The 17,179-nt window shown below is 35.3% G+C and carries 18 protein-coding genes; 14 read left to right on the plus strand and 4 right to left on the minus strand.

Annotated features, from left to right (window positions below; translation table 11 throughout):
• Positions 1–274: 274 nt before the first annotated feature.
• A complete protein-coding gene (locus tag Q5760_RS06400; RefSeq protein ID WP_428911371.1) occupies positions 275–1,009 on the plus strand; it encodes a hydrolase in 735 nt (244 codons plus the stop codon).
• Between the two features lie 90 nt (positions 1,010–1,099).
• Complete coding sequence (locus Q5760_RS06405) at positions 1,100–1,612, plus strand: hypothetical protein (protein WP_428911372.1); 513 nt, start codon at positions 1,100–1,102, stop codon at positions 1,610–1,612.
• 31 nt (positions 1,613–1,643) lie between these two features.
• Here Q5760_RS06405 and Q5760_RS06410 read toward each other — a convergent pair whose 3' ends face one another.
• Positions 1,644–1,967, minus strand: a complete 324-nt coding sequence (locus Q5760_RS06410) for a hypothetical protein (RefSeq protein WP_428911373.1) — start codon at positions 1,965–1,967, stop codon at positions 1,644–1,646.
• Between the two features lie 263 nt (positions 1,968–2,230).
• Here Q5760_RS06410 and Q5760_RS06415 point away from each other — a divergent pair, with 263 nt between their 5' ends.
• The 5 genes from Q5760_RS06415 (at position 2,231) to Q5760_RS06435 (ending at position 6,787) form a co-directional block, all read left to right on the plus strand.
• The gene (locus tag Q5760_RS06415) at positions 2,231–3,163 is read left to right on the plus strand and encodes a beta-ketoacyl-ACP synthase III (protein ID WP_428911374.1); all 933 of its coding nucleotides are present in this window, start codon (positions 2,231–2,233) and stop codon (positions 3,161–3,163) included.
• A gap of 38 nt (positions 3,164–3,201) precedes the next feature.
• Complete coding sequence (fabF, locus tag Q5760_RS06420) at positions 3,202–4,440, plus strand: beta-ketoacyl-ACP synthase II (RefSeq protein ID WP_428911375.1); 1,239 nt, start codon at positions 3,202–3,204, stop codon at positions 4,438–4,440.
• A 184-nt stretch (positions 4,441–4,624) separates the two neighbouring features.
• Positions 4,625–5,059, plus strand: a complete 435-nt coding sequence (locus Q5760_RS06425) for a Fur family transcriptional regulator (protein WP_428911376.1) — start codon at positions 4,625–4,627, stop codon at positions 5,057–5,059.
• An 83-nt stretch (positions 5,060–5,142) separates the two neighbouring features.
• Complete coding sequence (locus Q5760_RS06430; RefSeq protein ID WP_428911377.1) at positions 5,143–5,913, plus strand: DUF2268 domain-containing protein; 771 nt, start codon at positions 5,143–5,145, stop codon at positions 5,911–5,913.
• 124 nt (positions 5,914–6,037) lie between these two features.
• Entirely contained in the window at positions 6,038–6,787 is a 750-nt protein-coding gene (locus Q5760_RS06435) for a YjbA family protein (protein WP_428911378.1), read from the plus strand.
• 104 nt (positions 6,788–6,891) lie between these two features.
• On the opposite strand, the gene trpS is transcribed toward Q5760_RS06435, so the two are convergent.
• The gene (gene trpS, locus Q5760_RS06440) at positions 6,892–7,884 is read right to left on the minus strand and encodes a tryptophan--tRNA ligase (RefSeq protein WP_428911379.1); all 993 of its coding nucleotides are present in this window, start codon (positions 7,882–7,884) and stop codon (positions 6,892–6,894) included.
• A 172-nt stretch (positions 7,885–8,056) separates the two neighbouring features.
• Positions 8,057–8,242, minus strand: coding sequence for a hypothetical protein (locus tag Q5760_RS06445; RefSeq protein ID WP_428911380.1), 186 nt, complete (start codon positions 8,240–8,242; stop codon positions 8,057–8,059).
• Between the two features lie 767 nt (positions 8,243–9,009).
• Between Q5760_RS06445 and spxA the strand changes: the two genes are divergently transcribed.
• From spxA to Q5760_RS06460, 3 genes are all read left to right on the plus strand, one after another.
• A complete protein-coding gene (gene spxA, locus Q5760_RS06450) occupies positions 9,010–9,405 on the plus strand; it encodes a transcriptional regulator SpxA (protein WP_428911381.1) in 396 nt (131 codons plus the stop codon).
• 122 nt (positions 9,406–9,527) lie between these two features.
• Entirely contained in the window at positions 9,528–9,800 is a 273-nt protein-coding gene (locus Q5760_RS06455) for a ubiquitin-like small modifier protein 1 (protein ID WP_428911382.1), read from the plus strand.
• A gap of 1 nt (position 9,801) precedes the next feature.
• On the plus strand, positions 9,802–10,071 hold the full coding sequence (locus tag Q5760_RS06460) for a hypothetical protein (RefSeq protein ID WP_428911383.1): 270 nt from the start codon (positions 9,802–9,804) through the stop codon (positions 10,069–10,071).
• A 96-nt stretch (positions 10,072–10,167) separates the two neighbouring features.
• On the opposite strand, the gene Q5760_RS06465 is transcribed toward Q5760_RS06460, so the two are convergent.
• The gene (locus Q5760_RS06465) at positions 10,168–11,979 is read right to left on the minus strand and encodes an aldehyde ferredoxin oxidoreductase family protein (protein ID WP_428911384.1); all 1,812 of its coding nucleotides are present in this window, start codon (positions 11,977–11,979) and stop codon (positions 10,168–10,170) included.
• Between the two features lie 168 nt (positions 11,980–12,147).
• On the opposite strand from Q5760_RS06465, the gene Q5760_RS06470 reads away from it, so the two are divergent.
• From Q5760_RS06470 to Q5760_RS06485, 4 genes are all read left to right on the plus strand, one after another.
• Positions 12,148–13,179: a ThiF family adenylyltransferase gene (locus Q5760_RS06470; RefSeq protein ID WP_428911385.1), complete on the plus strand. Its 1,032-nt coding sequence runs from the start codon at positions 12,148–12,150 to the stop codon at positions 13,177–13,179.
• Positions 13,180–13,473: 294 nt separating this feature from the next.
• Positions 13,474–14,136 carry an adaptor protein MecA gene (gene mecA, locus Q5760_RS06475; protein WP_428911386.1) on the plus strand — a complete coding sequence of 221 codons (663 nt, stop codon included), beginning with the start codon at positions 13,474–13,476 and terminating at the stop codon, positions 14,134–14,136.
• Between the two features lie 82 nt (positions 14,137–14,218).
• Positions 14,219–15,733 (plus strand): cardiolipin synthase, encoded by a 1,515-nt coding sequence (cls, locus tag Q5760_RS06480; RefSeq protein WP_428911387.1) that lies wholly within the window; start codon positions 14,219–14,221, stop codon positions 15,731–15,733.
• A 207-nt stretch (positions 15,734–15,940) separates the two neighbouring features.
• Positions 15,941–17,134, plus strand: a complete 1,194-nt coding sequence (locus Q5760_RS06485; protein ID WP_428911388.1) for a competence protein CoiA — start codon at positions 15,941–15,943, stop codon at positions 17,132–17,134.
• Positions 17,135–17,179: the final 45 nt, after the last annotated feature.

Genomic DNA, 17,179 nt, shown 5'->3' on the forward strand with positions numbered 1-17,179 from the left:
CGCTGAAGTCCACAGAGAAATCTGATTTCGCCAATGGGACCTTTACGAGTAGTTGACCTAAGACTAACCTCTTTTGTATATTCGGACTCTTAAGGTGGGTGTCTAACTGACTGTTAAGAGTGGGTTCACTATCCATTAAAAAGTTTTCTTATTTTTGAAAAGATATTGGACATTTTAGGCTAATCCCTATTCAATTTATTCTTTCCTACATACATTAATCATAGAAGGTACTTTTTTATCAGCGTTTTATAAATCAGTTAAAGGAGAGTAATCGATGGAGAACCGGAACTTTCAATTGGATACCGAATGGAATGTTATTCATTATCCTGAAAGACCTCAAGGTTTCGGTATCCTCATCATTGGGGACGACAGGCATTTTGTTGATTCAAACACAAGCTTCTGGATGCAAAATGAGGGGAAATCATTATTATTACAAACACTTTTGGATGCCGGTTATACGGTTTTTTATAGCAATTTGTATGGAAAAAATTGGGGTAGTGAAAAGGCGGTACGATTATCAAAAAGGCTTTATCAACATGTGATTCGTTCAGAAATTCTGAATGAAAAAATTCATATACTTGCAGAAGGGATGGGTGCACTCGTCACATTGAAACTAATCCGTGAAATGGAAGATTGTATCCGTTCTGTCGTTTTACTAAATCCCATTTTATCTTTAAACCATCAGCTAGAGTTAGAAAAGGATCGGAAATTTTTTTATAAAAAGATGGTGAAAGAGTTATCTGAATCTTTTAATCAAAGTGGTGAACAAATGATTAATAAGATCGCTGAGGTGGATGCACCGTTGAACTCTATTCCTATAATCCCGATGAAAATTCTCCAAGTTCTTTCTGATAGTCGGGCATACAAACAATCTCAATTTTTGAATGAATTATCTCTTAAATGGAAAGAGAATAATGTACCGATTTCATTATGTTATATGGTTCCTGAAAAAAGAACACAAATGTCTTTCCCAATCTTAGAGTTCTTAAAGAAGTACGAAAATATATGATAAGTCCGTGTAACCTGTTTTCAAGTGTAAATAATAAGCCTCCCTGTGCATATGATGATGGTAGTGAAACCAGCATAGGGAGGTTTTCTTATGGACAAGGCTGTCATCGTGGGGACTTATGAATTTATAGGTTATCACCTTTGTGAAGTTTTATTGCAAGAAGGAATAGAAGTATATGGTGTTCATATTCCAATAAATACTTCTGAGGCAATGGTAGATGATAAACGATTATTTATTGGAAGGAATAGTAATTTTATAGAAAAGGATGAAACCTTTTTAGAACACTTACCAAAAGACATGTTTCTTTTTATCGATTTCTATAGTTTTTATGTGAATAGTAGAGAAAAAATTTTGTTGGAAAAGATAAAGCCCTATTTTGAAAAAAATCATCATTATCGTTCGGCGGTCATTATGCCTATTCAAAAATTTGATCTAGAGAACGATAATGATGATGAGAAAAGGGAAAAACAGAAGGGGATTTATCATTTTTATTTACCTGCTTATGAAGAAATGATTCGTTCTGGCGATAGAGAATGTATTGAAAATGTAATTGAAGCCATTGTACAGATCATAGAGGAGAAAAGAAAAAACAGAAAAGGCTGACCGATTTAAAGAAATGGTCAGCTCTTTTTGTTTATTTTTTAAATTTTTGAAGGTAAGGGGAGACTTTTTTCCATAGAGGTTTTAATTCTTGCGTCGTTTCAAGGAATAAATCTACATTTTCCATGAGTTTTTCTGTATCAATTTGACTCAAAAAATCATCTATGGTATTTTTCTCCTTATCTTGGGATTTATTTTTAATCGGTTTCCCAAACAACCAATCATAGCTATCTCTGCTTTTAGATCTTTCGTCTTTTTCTCCTATGTCATCCTTAACTTTACGCTTACCAAACATAAAAGATGCAAACGGATCTTCCTCATGTTTGGATTTAGATTCCTTTTTTTCTTCGTGCTCCATCTTAATCCTCCTCTTCCTTGATTTTTGAAAGTTTTAAAGTGCCTTCTATATATAAAATATGAAAAAAGCTCAAAAGTGCATGGACTTTAGGGCTAATCAAGAATTTCTTATACGAAGGTTCTTTTCATTCTGATCAACATTTGATAAAATTAGTACCAAGTCATAATATTTGATAACAAAGGTGAATCAATAATTAATGCATTATTAGGCAAAATAAATGAGGTTATAGGGAACTTTAATCATGATATAAAGGAGTGTTCATGATGAACGCAGGAATATTAGGAGTTGGGAAATTCGTACCCGAAAAAATTGTGACAAATCTTGATTTAGAAAAAATAGTGGATACCAATGATGAATGGATCCGTACAAGAACGGGTATTGAAGAACGTAGAATTGCCGATGACAACACGGATTCATCCCATATGGCCTATGAGGCTGCTGTTATAGCCTTAAAAGATGCAAATATTAAAGCAGAAGAGCTTGATATGATTTTAGTAGCAACCGTAACACCTGATCATCCATTTCCATCTGTGTCTTGCATGCTACAAGAACGTTTAGGAGCTAAGAAAGCAGCTGCTATGGATGTAAGTGCAGCCTGTGCGGGATTTATGTATGGAATGATCACAGCAAAACAGTTTATTGAAAGTGGTGCTTATAAAAACATCCTTGTTGTCGGTACGGAAAAGCTTTCTAAAATTACGGACTGGAATGATCGGAATACGGCTGTTTTATTTGGTGATGGTGCAGGTGCTGTTGTCATGGGAAGTGTTTCCGAAGGTCGTGGAATTCTATCATTTGAGTTAGGAGCAGATGGTACGGGTGCCAAACACTTATACCAAGATGAATATATCATTATGAATGGTCGAGAAGTATTTAAGTTTGCTGTTCGACAAATGGCTGATAGCTCTGTACATGTGATTGAACAAGCTGGTCTAACAAAAGATGATGTTGATTTCTTAATTCCGCATCAAGCCAATATTCGAATTATGGAAGCGTCAAGACAAAGATTAGATTTGCCTGAGGAAAAAATGGCTAAAACGATTAAAAAGTATGGAAATACCTCTTCGGCTTCCATTCCGATTGCGATGGCGGAGGAATTAGAAGCAGGAAAAATAAAAGATGACGATGTGGTCGTAATGGTAGGATTTGGCGGCGGTTTGACATGGGGCGCTATTTGTATGCGCTGGGGACGCTAAAATATTCGTGATAAAGCAAACATAAGGAGATGTTAACAATGGAAAAACGTCGAGTTGTTGTAACCGGTATTGGAGCCGTAACACCTCTTGGACTTGATACGGAAACGACTTGGAATAATCTGATTGCTGGGGTATCGGGAATTGGACCTTTAACCCGTGTGAACGCGGATGATTTCCCAGCAAAGGTAGCAGCAGAAGTAAAGGATTTTGATCCTGGTGAATTTATGGAGAAAAAAGATGCTAGAAAGATGGATCGGTTTACTCAATTTGCAGTAGCTGCCTCTCTTATGGCTGTGAAAGATAGCGGTCTTGATATTAACGAGGAAATTGCTGATCGAGTCGGTGTTTGGATCGGTTCAGGAATCGGTGGGATGGAGACTTTCGAAAATCAGTACCAAAACTTTATAAATAAAGGGTATCGACGAGTAAGTCCATTCTTTGTTCCGATGCTTATTCCTGACATGGCTGCTGGACAAGTATCAATCACTCTAGGTGCTAGAGGGGTAAATTCTTGTACGGTGACAGCATGTGCAACAGGAACTAATTCTATTGGAGATGCATTCAAAGTGATCCAACGTGGAGATGCCGTTGCCATGATTACAGGTGGTGCCGAAGCACCGATTACGAACATGTCTATTGCAGGCTTTTGTGCCAATACGGCATTAAGTACAAATCCAGATCCAAAGACAGCATGTCGACCATTTGATACAGATCGTGATGGCTTTATCATTGGTGAGGGTGCAGGGATAGTTGTATTAGAGGATTTAGAGCATGCTTTAGCACGGGGTGCCCATATCTATGCTGAAATTGTTGGATATGGCTCAACAGGAGATGCTTATCATATTACAGCACCAGCTCCGGCAGGTGAGGGTGGTGCGCGAGCAATGAAAATGGCTATTAATGATGCAGGACTGGCTCCAGAGGAAATTGATTATATAAACGCGCATGGAACAAGTACAGCTTATAATGATAAATTTGAAACAGCGGCAATTAAAGCAGTATTTTCCGACTATGCTTACAAACTTCAGATCAGTTCAACAAAATCGATGACAGGTCATTTATTAGGTGCAGCAGGTGGAGTGGAAGCGATAATTTCAGTATTAGCTTTACAGGAAGGAATCATTCCGCCGACCATCAATTATCAAACGCCAGATCCTGAATGTGATCTAGATTACGTTCCAAATGAAGCAAGAAAAACAGACATTAATACAGCCCTAAGTAATTCACTTGGATTTGGCGGACATAATGCGACCATTATATTTAAAAAATATCAATAAGGAAAAAACAGACTAGTTTCTAGTCTGTTTTTTATATCCATATAATAATGATTATAAGCTGAAATTGACTTTAATCAAAAAAAGGTTATAATAAAGTTATATAAAGAACACAAATAAAATATTAGGGTACTTTAACATTTTCATAAATCATAAATTATTCTAATTAGAAAGTTGTGGGTGTAACATGGAGAGAGTAATCGAAAAGTTAAAAAAAGAGAATATTCGCATTACACCACAAAGACAAGAAATGATTTCGATTTTAAAGGGAACGAAACAACATTTTACAGCAGAGGATATTTATAAACAACTAATTACACAATTTCCATCTGTTAGTATTGCAACCGTATACAATAATTTAAAACTTTTTGTGAGTTTGGGGTTAGTTCATGAGCTGCAATTTGGAGAAGGATTAAGTAAATTTGAGTGGATTGAAAATGATCATTACCACATTATATGTTCTTCTTGTGGTAAAATAGAGGATTTTTATTATCCGCAATTAAAGGAAGTAGAATCTTTTGCTCAAGATCTGTCCAAATTTAAGATAAAAAATCATCATTTATTGTTTTATGGACTTTGCCAAGAGTGTAGTGAAAAGGAAAATGAAGAAGAATCGAATTAATCTCCACATCCAATCTATTGGATGTGTTTTTTTTGTGAACAAGAGTGAAATTCTCCCATAGATTATGGTAGGGAGGGGTGGTCGTGGGAATTGAAAGAACAGATAAGTGGTTAGATGAAAATTTCGATCAACCTATTAAACTAATAAAAGAGCAAGTTTTGTCATCTCGGGTAGAAGATGAACGAAAATTATATAACTATTTACGGTCGTTTGGAATGTATAGTCCGAATTTAAAATCGAAAGAAATAGTTGAAAGTCTAAAAAAACATAACTATTGGACTAAGGCTTCACAGATTTTTAATCGGTATAAGAAGGGTTGGAAAGGCCCAGATATACCGATATATATCTTCCCTATTCATGAAGGGATAGACGAAGCAGTGTCAGGCGTTTCTTTTAAGAATAAAATGTTTTTGTTTTTATCCCCTTTAAAGGATATAAAGGAATTAGAATCTTTGATTGTACATGAATATCATCATGTATGTCGTTTAAACCAAGGCACCAAGGTTGTTCATGAATATACAGTACTAGATTCAATCATCATGGAAGGTTTTGCTGAATTTGCTGTGACCAAAAATTGTGGTGAAAAATATAATGCTCATTGGATTCGCCGTTTTTCAGACGATCAACTTGAAAAGTTTTATCATCGATTCTTAAAAGAACACCTTCGAGCAAAAAGAACGGATAAAATTCATGACAGATTGATTTTTGGAAAAGGTTTCTATCCTAAATTATTAGGATATTCAGTTGGGTATTGGCTTGTCAAAAAAGCCAGTCAGAAACAAGATTTTTCAATAAACGAAACCTTTTCCATTCAATCAGAGGAAATTCTAAAAATACTTGGACTAAATACATGAAAGCTAAGTGATTAAAGTAATACTATCAATAAAAAATTGGTTGTTATCCTCCACTTCAGGAATATTTTAACTGTTATCTGCCTATACTGAATGACAAATAGTTAGCTGAAGTGAGGGGTATAAAATGATGTATCTTCATGATGTTTGGGTAAATTGGTTTGAAGGGGAAGAGAACGGTTATAATGTTTGCCATTTTCATGAATGGCGTAAAGATGACAGCGTAGAGTTACTCGACCAAGTACCGTTATTAAAAGTAGACCCTATTCTTTATAACTACATTGAAAATGATTTATCAGAGTTACCACAGCAATTATTAGATGATGTTTTTCAAAAGGCTTACTTGCGAAAAAATCACGAGCGAGCTCAATTGGAATATTGTTTCGTGGTTTCAGATGGCGTCGGAATTTTAGCCGTAGATACAATTGGTTATAATATTCCAATTCGAAAAAGTAGGTTGATTCCACGTCAAGAACAGTTAGCCTTTGAAATGTTAGAAAATCAGGAAGTCATTCCTTATTCGTTTAATCCATCTTCAACGGTTCATAAAGAATTCCATATTTTAGCACCAGAGCCAGAATTAATGAATGGTCTTACACGAAAAGAAAGGCAATTAAAGCAGCTTTTATTCATGGCATTAGATCAATTATATACGTCACAGAATGTTGCGGAAATTCGTTATTGGTATACTGAATGGAGTCCAGATCAATACGAAGAGATCCAAATGCTTGAAATGGAAACAGCTTGGCAGCAATTATTCGAAAGTATCAAGTATGGCTGGACAAATAAACATGAACAATTCTGCGAGAATTTGATTAAAGGACAGCCATTCTTTGAAAAACTATGGGATATGGAACAAGGACACAAAGTTAATTAATTAGAAAAAAGCGGCAGCGTCTGTTTATCCCCGAGGGGTAAGCGCTGGAGTTAGAAAAAAGAAAGGAGCTGAAATGATTTCAGCTCCTTTTTTAGGCTTGTTCCTTATTTTCTTTTCTTTCTACCTAGTCCCATCGCATTTTCCATTTTCTTAAGCATTTTTGATGCCACTTCATTTGCTTTTTCTGCACCTTTATCAAGAATGTCATCTAATTCTTGAGATTCCATTAATTCAGTATATCGCTTTTGAATCGGAGCGAGTGCATCAATGACTACTTGTGCTAGATCTCCTTTAAAGGCACCATATCCTTTTCCTTCGTACATCGTTTCTAATTCCTCTATTGATTTCCCAGAGAGAATCGAATAAATGGACATCAGATTGGATACACCTGGTTTATTTTCTACATCATATTTTACGACGCCATCTGAGTCAGTCACAGCACTTTTAATTTTCTTTTCAATTTGTTTAGGCTCATCAAGCATGGAGATAAAGCCCTTCTGATTTGGATCAGACTTGCTCATTTTCTTTGTTGGATCTTGTAGGGACATAATCCGTGCTCCCACTTTTGGGATGCGTGGTTCAGGAATTGTAAAAATTTCTGCATATTTTTTATTAAATCGTTGGGCTAGATCTCTTGTTAATTCCAAATGTTGCTTTTGATCTTCACCGACTGGAACAAGGTCTGCACCATATAACAATATATCAGCAACCATTAAAGGCGGATAGGTTAATAATGCAGCTGAAACAGCCTCTTTCCCAGCGGATTTGTCTTTAAATTGTGTCATACGTTCAAGTTCGCCAATATAAGTAATACATTGCATAATCCAAGCTGCCTGAGCATGTGCCGGAACCTCTGATTGAATAAATAATGTTGCTTTATTTGGATCGAGTCCAACAGCTAAATAAAGGGCTGCTAAAGAGCGAATGTTTTTTCTAAGTACTTGTGGTTCTTGAGGAACCGTTATGGCATGTTCATCTACAATACAAAAATAGCAATTGAATTCATCCTGTAACTCAACAAATTGTTTTAATGCACCGATATAGTTCCCAAGGGTAATGGTTCCACTTGGTTGGATACCAGAAAAAATTGTTTTCATTGTTTTTCCTCCATTATGTCTTCTATATATTGATACAGATTCACAAAAAAAACCATTCATTCCCATAAGATAGGGACGAATGGTCCGCGAATTTACCCCTATTCTTTTTAAAGAGCTACTATAGTATGTATATTAACTATAAAATAGCTTAATTTGTTGAAAAAATCAAGTTTTACTTGTTGTTCCCACCGATCTCTTTCCAGTCTGTTTGCATTCGTGCAGATTGGTCTACAAATTTAGATTTTTTCTTTCTACCAAATAAATGATTTCCAATCCCATTTGTGATGACTCCATTTAATGCTGTTATCCCGATAATAAGACCTATGACCATGACAAAATCAATTAAATAGGCAACCATTCTAAAAACCTCCGTTTCAGATTCGAATTAAGTTTATCCAGTCTTCATTGACAGGAAGTCCCCTATCTCAAGGTACTGAGGAATTCCTGAAAGTAGATAGGTAGGATCAACTGCCAGTAAACTTCGGCAATGTCTGTGTTGACCAATAGTCGGGGATGAAGCAAACCCCAGCGTTTGGAAGTTTTATTTTATGTTTAAGAAGCTTTCATTACTATTGTATATAATATTAAAAATATTTGGAAGTAATTACCTCATCTAATAATACAAAAAATATATAACATTATTTATTGCTTAACAATGATATTATGTTTTCACTCCTTACGCTATAATTGAGAATATAAAGGTATTTTTAAATAGTTTTAGTAGGATTGTTAGCCTTTTATCTATAAATAAAATATGAGCAGGATTATTCTTTTTTGTATAGTTAACTTTCTAAACCTACTGGTGATAGACGTGTATCATAAAAAATAATGTGTTTTTATATAAAATATATAAAAAAAGTGACAAATTTATATACTTTTTATGAAAAGGTGAAACTTTTACCATTGTAAAACGTTTATAAGTCAATGTTTTATAAAAGATTAAAATAGTCGAATAATTTGATTATTTTTGATGTTTTTTTAAAAAAAGGATACCAAAATAAAATTTATTGGTGTATAATAAATAATATAAATTACTTATTTAAATTTATTTTAATTTGATAATGTAATAATACTTACTGAAACTTTTAAAAATAGATCCCTTACACTATTAAGGAGTGAATTGAAATGGTTACATTATATACTTCCCCAAGTTGTACCTCTTGTCGTAAAGCAAAGGCTTGGTTAGAGGAACATGAAATTCCATATACAGAGAGAAATATTTTTTCAGAGCCACTGTCAATTGTTGAAATTAAAGAAATTTTACGAATGACTGAGGATGGAACGGATGAAATCATCTCTACTCGGTCAAAATCATTTCAAAAGTTGGATGTGAACCTTGAAACGTTACCATTACAAGAATTATTCCAATTAATACAAGATAACCCTGGTTTGTTACGTAGACCAATTATTATTGATGAGAAGCGACTTCAAGTTGGATACAACGAAGATGAAATAAGAAGATTTCTTCCTCGTAAGGTACGTACGTTCCAATTGTTAGAAGCTCAAAAATTAGTAAACTAAAAGCTGGCCCACTTTTGAGCCAGCTTTTTCTCTATATTATTGTTAACTATTCATAACATTATGAGTTAAAGTTTAATCTAGGTATGGAAAAAATATTTTGAAAAAGAAAGGATTGAACAACTTTGATCGTCAGAGTTTTTGCAAATCTTCGAGAGATATGTGGTGGTATGTCCGTTGAAGTTCTTCCAAAAGGGGATCGCGTTATTGATATTTTAGAGGAAATGATAACGATGTATCCTGCTTTAGAAGATGAAATATTTACTGAAGAGAGAACCTTAAAGCCATTCGTTGCTGTTTATATAAATGGTAAAAATATTATCCATGCAGATTACCTGGAAACAAAAGTATCTGAAACAGATCAGTTTGCATTGTTCCCACCTGTGGCAGGTGGTTAATGTGCAAAAAGAACTGGAATTTCGGGGAATCCCTTTTACACAATTGGCGCTCTATCTTGAAGAGTTAGGTGGGAGTAAAGTCACAGAGTCTATGCCGATTATTTATAAAGATAGGGATTGGAGTGCTACCATTTTAAGTGAAGAAGAGATTTCATTTACTTCTGTATTTAAAGTAAATTCAATTAAGATTCTATTTAAAGCAGAAGATGAAGAAACATTGAATGAAATTTTAAAAAAGTACCGGAAAAAGACGTTTAGAGCAGGAGGCTAGTAATTTTGAAGGTTTCTTTTTTATGCTAATGATTATACCATTGAAAAATTCAAAAAGAGGCTTCTGCAAAAATACTGCAGAAGCCCCTTTTGGTGATTAAGAAATAATTTCTAGTTCACGTAATTTTTCGTCAGGTACTACACCATCTACCCAGCCGCGTGCCTCATAGTATTCTTGGAGCATGATATCCATGCGGCTAACATGCCCTTTACTATTTCCGGTAGCAGCTTCTTCTGTAAAGCGTTTTGGTAAGAAGTCATCTTCAGGTGAACTAAAACCTGCTAAGTTATTATAGTAACGTTCTAAATTATAGATACGTTCCCCAGCTTTCATAATATCGTCAGCAGTCATTTGAAGACCTGTCATCGAACTATATTGTTCTGCATAGTGTTCGGCATTCTCAGAGAAGGAGGAGAATTTACAAATATCCATAGAGTCACCGAATGAATGTAAGTCTTGGAATACCTTCAATAATTCACCTTTCCCTTCAGCTACAAGACGGTCTGTTGGTTCAGGGATCCCAGCGATTTCACTAGCTACTGTATAGCCGCGTAAGTGACAGGCACCACGGTTACTTGTTGCATATCCAAGCCCAATCCCTTGGATTCCGCGTGGATCATAAGCAGGGATGGATTGACCTTTAACAGACATGGATAGCTCCGGTGCTCCCCAAGATGCTGTAGCGCGGGCCGGTCCTTCTGCTAAAATATCGCCAAATCCTTTACGGAAGGCAATATCCTTTGCAAGTTCGATCATGGCATCAGCATCTCCCCATTTTAATTCTTGAGAGATCAGACCTTTTTCGTAAGCTTCCATTGTCACAGAGAAGCAGTGACCAAGTTCAATTGTGTCATAGCCGTATTCGTTACACATATCGATTAAATATGCGATTGCTTCAGCATCACTTACTCCACAGTTTGAACCAAGAGACCAACCAGATTCAAATTCAAAACTTTCTACTTTCGTTTTGTATTTTCCTGATTTTACTTCAACTTCAATTTTACAAGCGACTGGACAGGCATGGCAGGCATTATTTTTTGATAAGATATTCGCGTTTACCCATTCACCACTGTGTTTTTCTGCTTCATCCCATTGTGTTTCTTGTGAGTTACGAATAGGGAGTGCTCCCACTTCATTAATCAGATTGGCTAACACGTTTGTACCATAAACAGATAATCCGCCTTTTCTCGGTGCGGTTAAGCCGCCTTCCATAATAGCCTTCGTTGCTTTTTTCGTTGCCTCTTTATAATCATCAGCTAAAGCCGGTTGTGGCATATTTCCTTTTTGAGCTGCTTTAATGACAATGGCTTTTAGGTTTTTATAACCTGCAACAGCACCAGTTCCACCGCGACCTGCTGAACGATCATGTTCATTCATAAATCCAGCAAAACGAACTAGATTTTCTCCAGCTTGCCCAATTGTCATGACAGATAAGTCTTTTTCACCATATTTTTCTTGCATGGCTTTAACTGTTTCTCTTGTTCCTTTACCCCATACTTCAGATGCATCACGAAGTTCTGCTTGCCCGTTTTCGATATATAGGTAAACAGGACGATCACTTTTTCCTTCAAAAATAATATTATCAACACCAGCCCATTTTAGACGAGCTGCCGTCCATCCACCCATATGTGAATCTGTAACCGTTCCAGTAAGAGGTGACTTTGTTACAACACAAAGTCGTCCGCTCATTGATGTGCGAGAACCTGTTATAGGTCCAGTCATGATACATAGGATGTTATCTTCGGACAATGGTTCAACTTGTGGACCATTATCAAGGACATATTTTACCCCAAGTCCACGTCCGCCTATGTATTTCCTTAAATCAACTTCATTAACCTCTCTGTAATTAACTTTACCAGATGTTAAATCGACAACAACTTCTTTGTTGTTTAAACCTCCGATTGACATTTTCTCCCACCTCTTTTTTATTTTTTTGAAATTTAATATTCACTTAAGCTATTATTATATGAAAATGGTTATAAAAAGCTTTATTTCTATTTTACAGCATTATATAAATATTTGAAACAATTTTGCATTATAATAGGTGTTATAGGTCAGTATTTAAGGGGAAATGAAATGGAAGAAAAATTAGAGCGGTATTCAAGACAAATTCTATTTGATCCGATTGGTATAGAGGGACAAAGAAAATTGATGAACAGTCGTGCTGTGATTGTTGGAATGGGAGCACTAGGGACTGTCATTGCGAACCATTTGGCACGATCTGGAGTAGGGTTCATTCAAATCATTGATCGAGACCTTGTCGAGATATCCAATTTACAACGACAGTCTTTATTTGATGAAGAGGATGCCCTCCATCAATTACCAAAAGTCATAGCGGCGAAGAAGAAGTTAGAGAAAATTAACTCGTCCATTTCGATCGAGGCTGTCATTGCTGATTTGAATTTAGATAATGCGGAGGATTTACTGTCAGGGTTTGATGTGATTGTAGATGGAACGGATAATTTTTTGACGAGGTACTTAATAAATGATGTAGCGATTAAATATAATATACCGTGGGTTTATGGTGGCGCTGTCAGTTCTAGAGGGATGTTTACAAGTATCATTCCGAATCAAACACCGTGTTATCGCTGTCTTTTTCCGGAAGTACCACAAGGATTGGGTGAAACCTGTGATACAGTTGGGGTGTTATCTCCGCTCACAGATATAATTGCCTCCTTTGAAGCAATGGAGGCAATTAAAATCTTAGTAGGAGCAGAACCAAATCCTAATTTAGAGCAAATCGACATTTGGCATAATTCAAATTTTCAAATGGATATAACCAATGGTAGAAATGCTAGTTGTCCCACTTGTGTACATCATGAGTTTGAATTTCTTGATCGGACTTCCCAACAACAAGTCGTTTTTTCTACTTTATGCGGTCGAGATACAATCCAGATTAATCCTCGTTTAAAGGCTGAAATTGATTTGAAGAACTTGGCCAATCGCTTGAGTCACAGTGGAAAAGTGAAAATGAATCCGTTTTTACTTCGTTTTCGTCCAAATCAAGAATTAACAATGGTCGTTTTTAAAGATGGGAGGGTTCTTATACACGGAACAAATGATACTGTAGAAGCGAGGTCCATTTATGCGAAGTATATTGGAAGCTAATGTATGCTCCGACTAAAGGTATTAGAATGTAGTATTTAGTATATAGATGTATAGAAGATACAATGCTTTTCAAAAGCAAATGGGTTTGATACAATAATGGGTAAGATATTAGGCATTAGATGGTTTATTAAAACCTAGTTCTTTTTAATTCCCTTTATTGCCTTTTTATCATAAAATAAGAGTACAAGGTACAAAATAACTTTATCTTAGGAGAAATTAAAAATAATGGTTTATTTTGTGTCTGTATGGGGGTATTTTGTCCCTTCAACCAATGCAGGAAGGGAGTGTCGCTAGATGGAAATCGAACGTATTAATGATCATACCGTAAAGTTTTACATCTCCTATATGGATATAGAGGAGAGAGGCTTTGATCGGGAAGAAATTTGGTACAATCGTGATCGGAGTGAGGAACTTTTCTGGGAAATGATGGATGAGGTTCATCGTGAGGAAGAATTTATCGTGGAAGGTCCTCTTTGGATTCAAGTTCAAGCACTTGATAAAGGCTTAGAAATTTTAGTGACAAAAGCTCAAATCTCAAAAGACGGTCATAAATTTGAACTACCCATTCCAGAAGATAAGCTCAAGGATTTTGTTGGTGACTCACAAGAGGATGATCTGTTTTCCCAACATTTTACTTCTTTAGCTGATGATTCAATGTATGAAGAAGATCAATTAGACTTTGTCATTAAATTTGCTGACTTTGAAGATGTCATTATACTTTCAAAAGAAACCTTTTTGGATAAATTTCCAACAAAACTTTATTCTTTTGAAGATAAATATTATTTATATATTGAATTCCCTGAAGAAATGTATGCAGAGAATGAAATTGATAATACAATTAGCATTCTGCTTGAGTACGGTCAAGATACGAATGTAACGATTCATCGAATTCAAGAATACGGAAAATGTATTATGGATACAGATGTATTCCCGAATTTAAGAAAGTTTTTTGACTAACATACCGATTTCCATTGCGAAATCGGTTTTTTTAATAAATAGTAGATAAACCATCCATTAATGGAATCTTATGGAGGTAAGAATGAAAAATACAGTGAAAGTGCTTCTTTTTTTAGGGATATTGGCGCTTTTATTTTATTTAACTGATACTTATGAATATATTGTAAAAGGCTTTTTTGGATATTTGAGTATTATCATTACTTTAACCGTTATTGTAATTGGTTTTGTTATCTTCCTAGAAAATCGTCATCCAACACAAACATTAACATGGCTTGTTGTTCTTGGGGGGTTTCCATTACTTGGATTTATTTTTTATTTGTTGTTTGGTCGCAATTACCGAAAGGAAAAAATGTTTCGTAAAAAGTATTTCCTTGATCGACAGGCATTTTTACAATACGAAGGTCAGGATCCGGTAAGTGAAGAAAAACTCAAAAAAACAGGAGATCATCAAAAAAAGTTATTTTCATTAGCTCATCGTTTAGGGAATAGTCCGATTTCCTTTGGAACCGAAACAACTGTCTTAACCAATGGGAATGAAACATTTCATTATATTCTGGCAGAACTAAAGAAAGCAATCCACCACATTCACATAGAATATTACATAGTACGTAACGATGATATTGGCCAGAAAATTAAAGAAATTTTAATTGAGAAAGCACGTGAAGGGGTTAAAGTTCGCTTTTTATATGATGCGGTAGGTTCTTGGAAGCTTTCAAAGCGATATATTCAAGAATTAAGGGAAGAAGGAGTCGAAATTATTCCATTTGGCCCCGTTAAACTGCCTTTTTTAAATAGTAAGTTTAACTTTCGTAATCATCGCAAAATAATCGTGATTGACGGAAGTATTGGATTTGTTGGCGGATTAAATATTGGCGATGAGTATTTGGGTCGTAGCCGAAGCTTTGGTTTTTGGCGTGACACCCATGTCATGTTAAAAGGGGAAGCTGTACGCTCACTGCAATTAATTTTCCTCCAAGATTGGTATTATATGACAAGTAAGAGCTTATTGACACCAGAGTATCTTTCTCCGATTCTCGAAGAAAATAAGCATGGTGGTGTTCAGATTATTGCTGGTGGCCCTGATAATGAATGGAGTGCTATCAAAAATATTTTTTTTGCGATGATTACTTCAGCAAAAGAATCGGTTTGGATTGCATCCCCTTATTTTATTCCGGATGAAGATATTTTTACAGCTTTAAAAATAGCGGCATTAAGCGGGATTGATGTACGCTTATTAGTTCCAAACAAACCAGACAAGCGAATTGTCTTTCATGCCTCCCGTTCGTATTTCCCAGATTTACTAGATGCAGGTGTAAAAATTTATGAATACAAAAAAGGGTTCATGCATAGTAAAATCGTGATTGTTGATTCTGAATTAGCATCTATTGGTACATCGAATATGGATATGAGAAGTTTTCATTTAAATTTTGAAGTTAATGCATTTTTATATCGAACAGCAAGTACAGAGAAGTTAGTCACTGAGTATGTAAATGATCTTGAAGATTCAATTGAAATTGACGGAGCACGGTTCAGAAAAAGGCATTTAGGCTATCGTCTACTGGAATCGACATCTCGCTTGCTATCTCCGCTTTTATAAGAGACGGTGTTAAGAAGGATTGGCGGTTGCCTGCGGAACTCCAAGTGCCTGAAACGGAAATCAACACTCCTGTTTAACAGTGGTTTATAATAAAACGATCATCATATAGAATGGAAAAGTTCATGGCAATTTTGTGGACTTTTCTTTTTTTTGCAGGAAAAATCGTCTTTCTCTAGAAATTATGCCAAGGAAAAGGAGGTAATAAATATGTTAACAGCGTTACGAGAAGATGGAACACTGTTTCAACTACTACCACGTCTTTCAAAAGATGTGCTGAGGAAAGAAAAAGCGGGAGGTCATTACTATTGTCCAGAATGTAAAGAAAGGGTAACGATGAAAATTGGAATGCAAAGAATGGAGCATTTTGCTCACCAAGCAGGTAGTCAATGTATTGAAAGTTATGAAAGGGAATCATCGTTTCATTTAAATGGTAAGATGCAATTATACCAATGGCTAAAGGAACAAAAACTTTACCCCAGACTAGAACCTTATTATGAAAGATTAAAGCAAAGACCAGATATTAGTGTTGATTATTCTCAGCAAGAGTATGCAATAGAATATCAATGTTCCCCAATTCCACCTCAGCTTATGATCAAACGAACGAATACTTATAGAAAAAATAATATAGATTGTGTATGGATATTAGGTGGCAATCAATTAAAACGAAAATCGGAAAAGAAAGTGTCCCTCACACAATTTGACTATTTATTATTAAACAAAACCCCTGACGGAAAATGGTACCTTCCCTATTATTGTTCTAACTCTCATAAATTTGTCTTCTTAACCAATATTATTCCAACCTCTGCAAAAAATGCGCTTACTCAATTTTCAATATTTCCAATCCAAAATCGATCAATACAGCAGATTCTAACCCATAAGATGAATGAATTTTTGTATGCAAAGGAGTGGAGAAATGAGATGAGGGCACAGAAACTGAGGATGGGGATGAATAGTCATTCCCAAATAGACTATTTAAAAGAATTATACATTCATCATTTAAATATTTCTCTACTTCCTATAATGATTGGTCTCCCAATTAATCATGCTCCTTTCATTGAAACATCCCCTCTTATTTGGCAATCCTATTTGTTTATCGATCTCTTTAGGAACAAAAAGAAGGATGAAATCATAACATTTAGTGAAGTTTACAGATGTTTTATGCATCGAGTTCAGCGCGGACAAATCAACCTTCGCACACTCCCGTTAATCGAGAATTATAGTATAACAGTACCATTAATTGAATATTTGAAGCTACTCGTTGGAATCCATGTGTTAGAGGCAATCAACTATAATACGTTTCGTCTGAAGGCTGACATTTTGATCCCCGATCATGTTGTTTCCCAACAGAAGCAGGAAGAACATTTTTATAAAGAATTTCATCAGGTTATTTTTAGGGTGTAAGGTTATGATACTGTAATTGTAGTAGAAGGTATGAAAACTCCTATG

Origin of the sequence: Niallia sp. Kr1 (genome assembly GCF_050389805.1) — a bacterium.
GTDB lineage: Bacteria > Bacillota > Bacilli > Bacillales > Cytobacillaceae > Bacillus_BD.

Bases quoted from the DNA above. Each gene is read 5' to 3' on its own strand.
- Q5760_RS06400 (WP_428911371.1), top strand. From the start codon at position 275: ATGGAGAACCGGAACTTTCAATTGGATACCGAATGGAATGTTATTCAT.
- Q5760_RS06405 (WP_428911372.1), top strand. From the start codon at position 1,100: ATGGACAAGGCTGTCATCGTGGGGACTTATGAATTTATAGGTTATCAC.
- Q5760_RS06410 (WP_428911373.1), bottom strand. From the start codon at position 1,967: ATGGAGCACGAAGAAAAAAAGGAATCTAAATCCAAACATGAGGAAGAT.
- Q5760_RS06415 (WP_428911374.1), top strand. From the start codon at position 2,231: ATGAACGCAGGAATATTAGGAGTTGGGAAATTCGTACCCGAAAAAATT.
- fabF (WP_428911375.1), top strand. From the start codon at position 3,202: ATGGAAAAACGTCGAGTTGTTGTAACCGGTATTGGAGCCGTAACACCT.
- Q5760_RS06425 (WP_428911376.1), top strand. From the start codon at position 4,625: ATGGAGAGAGTAATCGAAAAGTTAAAAAAAGAGAATATTCGCATTACA.
- Q5760_RS06435 (WP_428911378.1), top strand. From the start codon at position 6,038: ATGATGTATCTTCATGATGTTTGGGTAAATTGGTTTGAAGGGGAAGAG.
- trpS (WP_428911379.1), bottom strand. From the start codon at position 7,884: ATGAAAACAATTTTTTCTGGTATCCAACCAAGTGGAACCATTACCCTT.
- Q5760_RS06445 (WP_428911380.1), bottom strand. From the start codon at position 8,242: ATGGTTGCCTATTTAATTGATTTTGTCATGGTCATAGGTCTTATTATC.
- spxA (WP_428911381.1), top strand. From the start codon at position 9,010: ATGGTTACATTATATACTTCCCCAAGTTGTACCTCTTGTCGTAAAGCA.
- Q5760_RS06465 (WP_428911384.1), bottom strand. From the start codon at position 11,979: ATGTCAATCGGAGGTTTAAACAACAAAGAAGTTGTTGTCGATTTAACA.
- Q5760_RS06470 (WP_428911385.1), top strand. From the start codon at position 12,148: ATGGAAGAAAAATTAGAGCGGTATTCAAGACAAATTCTATTTGATCCG.
- mecA (WP_428911386.1), top strand. From the start codon at position 13,474: ATGGAAATCGAACGTATTAATGATCATACCGTAAAGTTTTACATCTCC.
- cls (WP_428911387.1), top strand. From the start codon at position 14,219: ATGAAAAATACAGTGAAAGTGCTTCTTTTTTTAGGGATATTGGCGCTT.
- Q5760_RS06485 (WP_428911388.1), top strand. From the start codon at position 15,941: ATGTTAACAGCGTTACGAGAAGATGGAACACTGTTTCAACTACTACCA.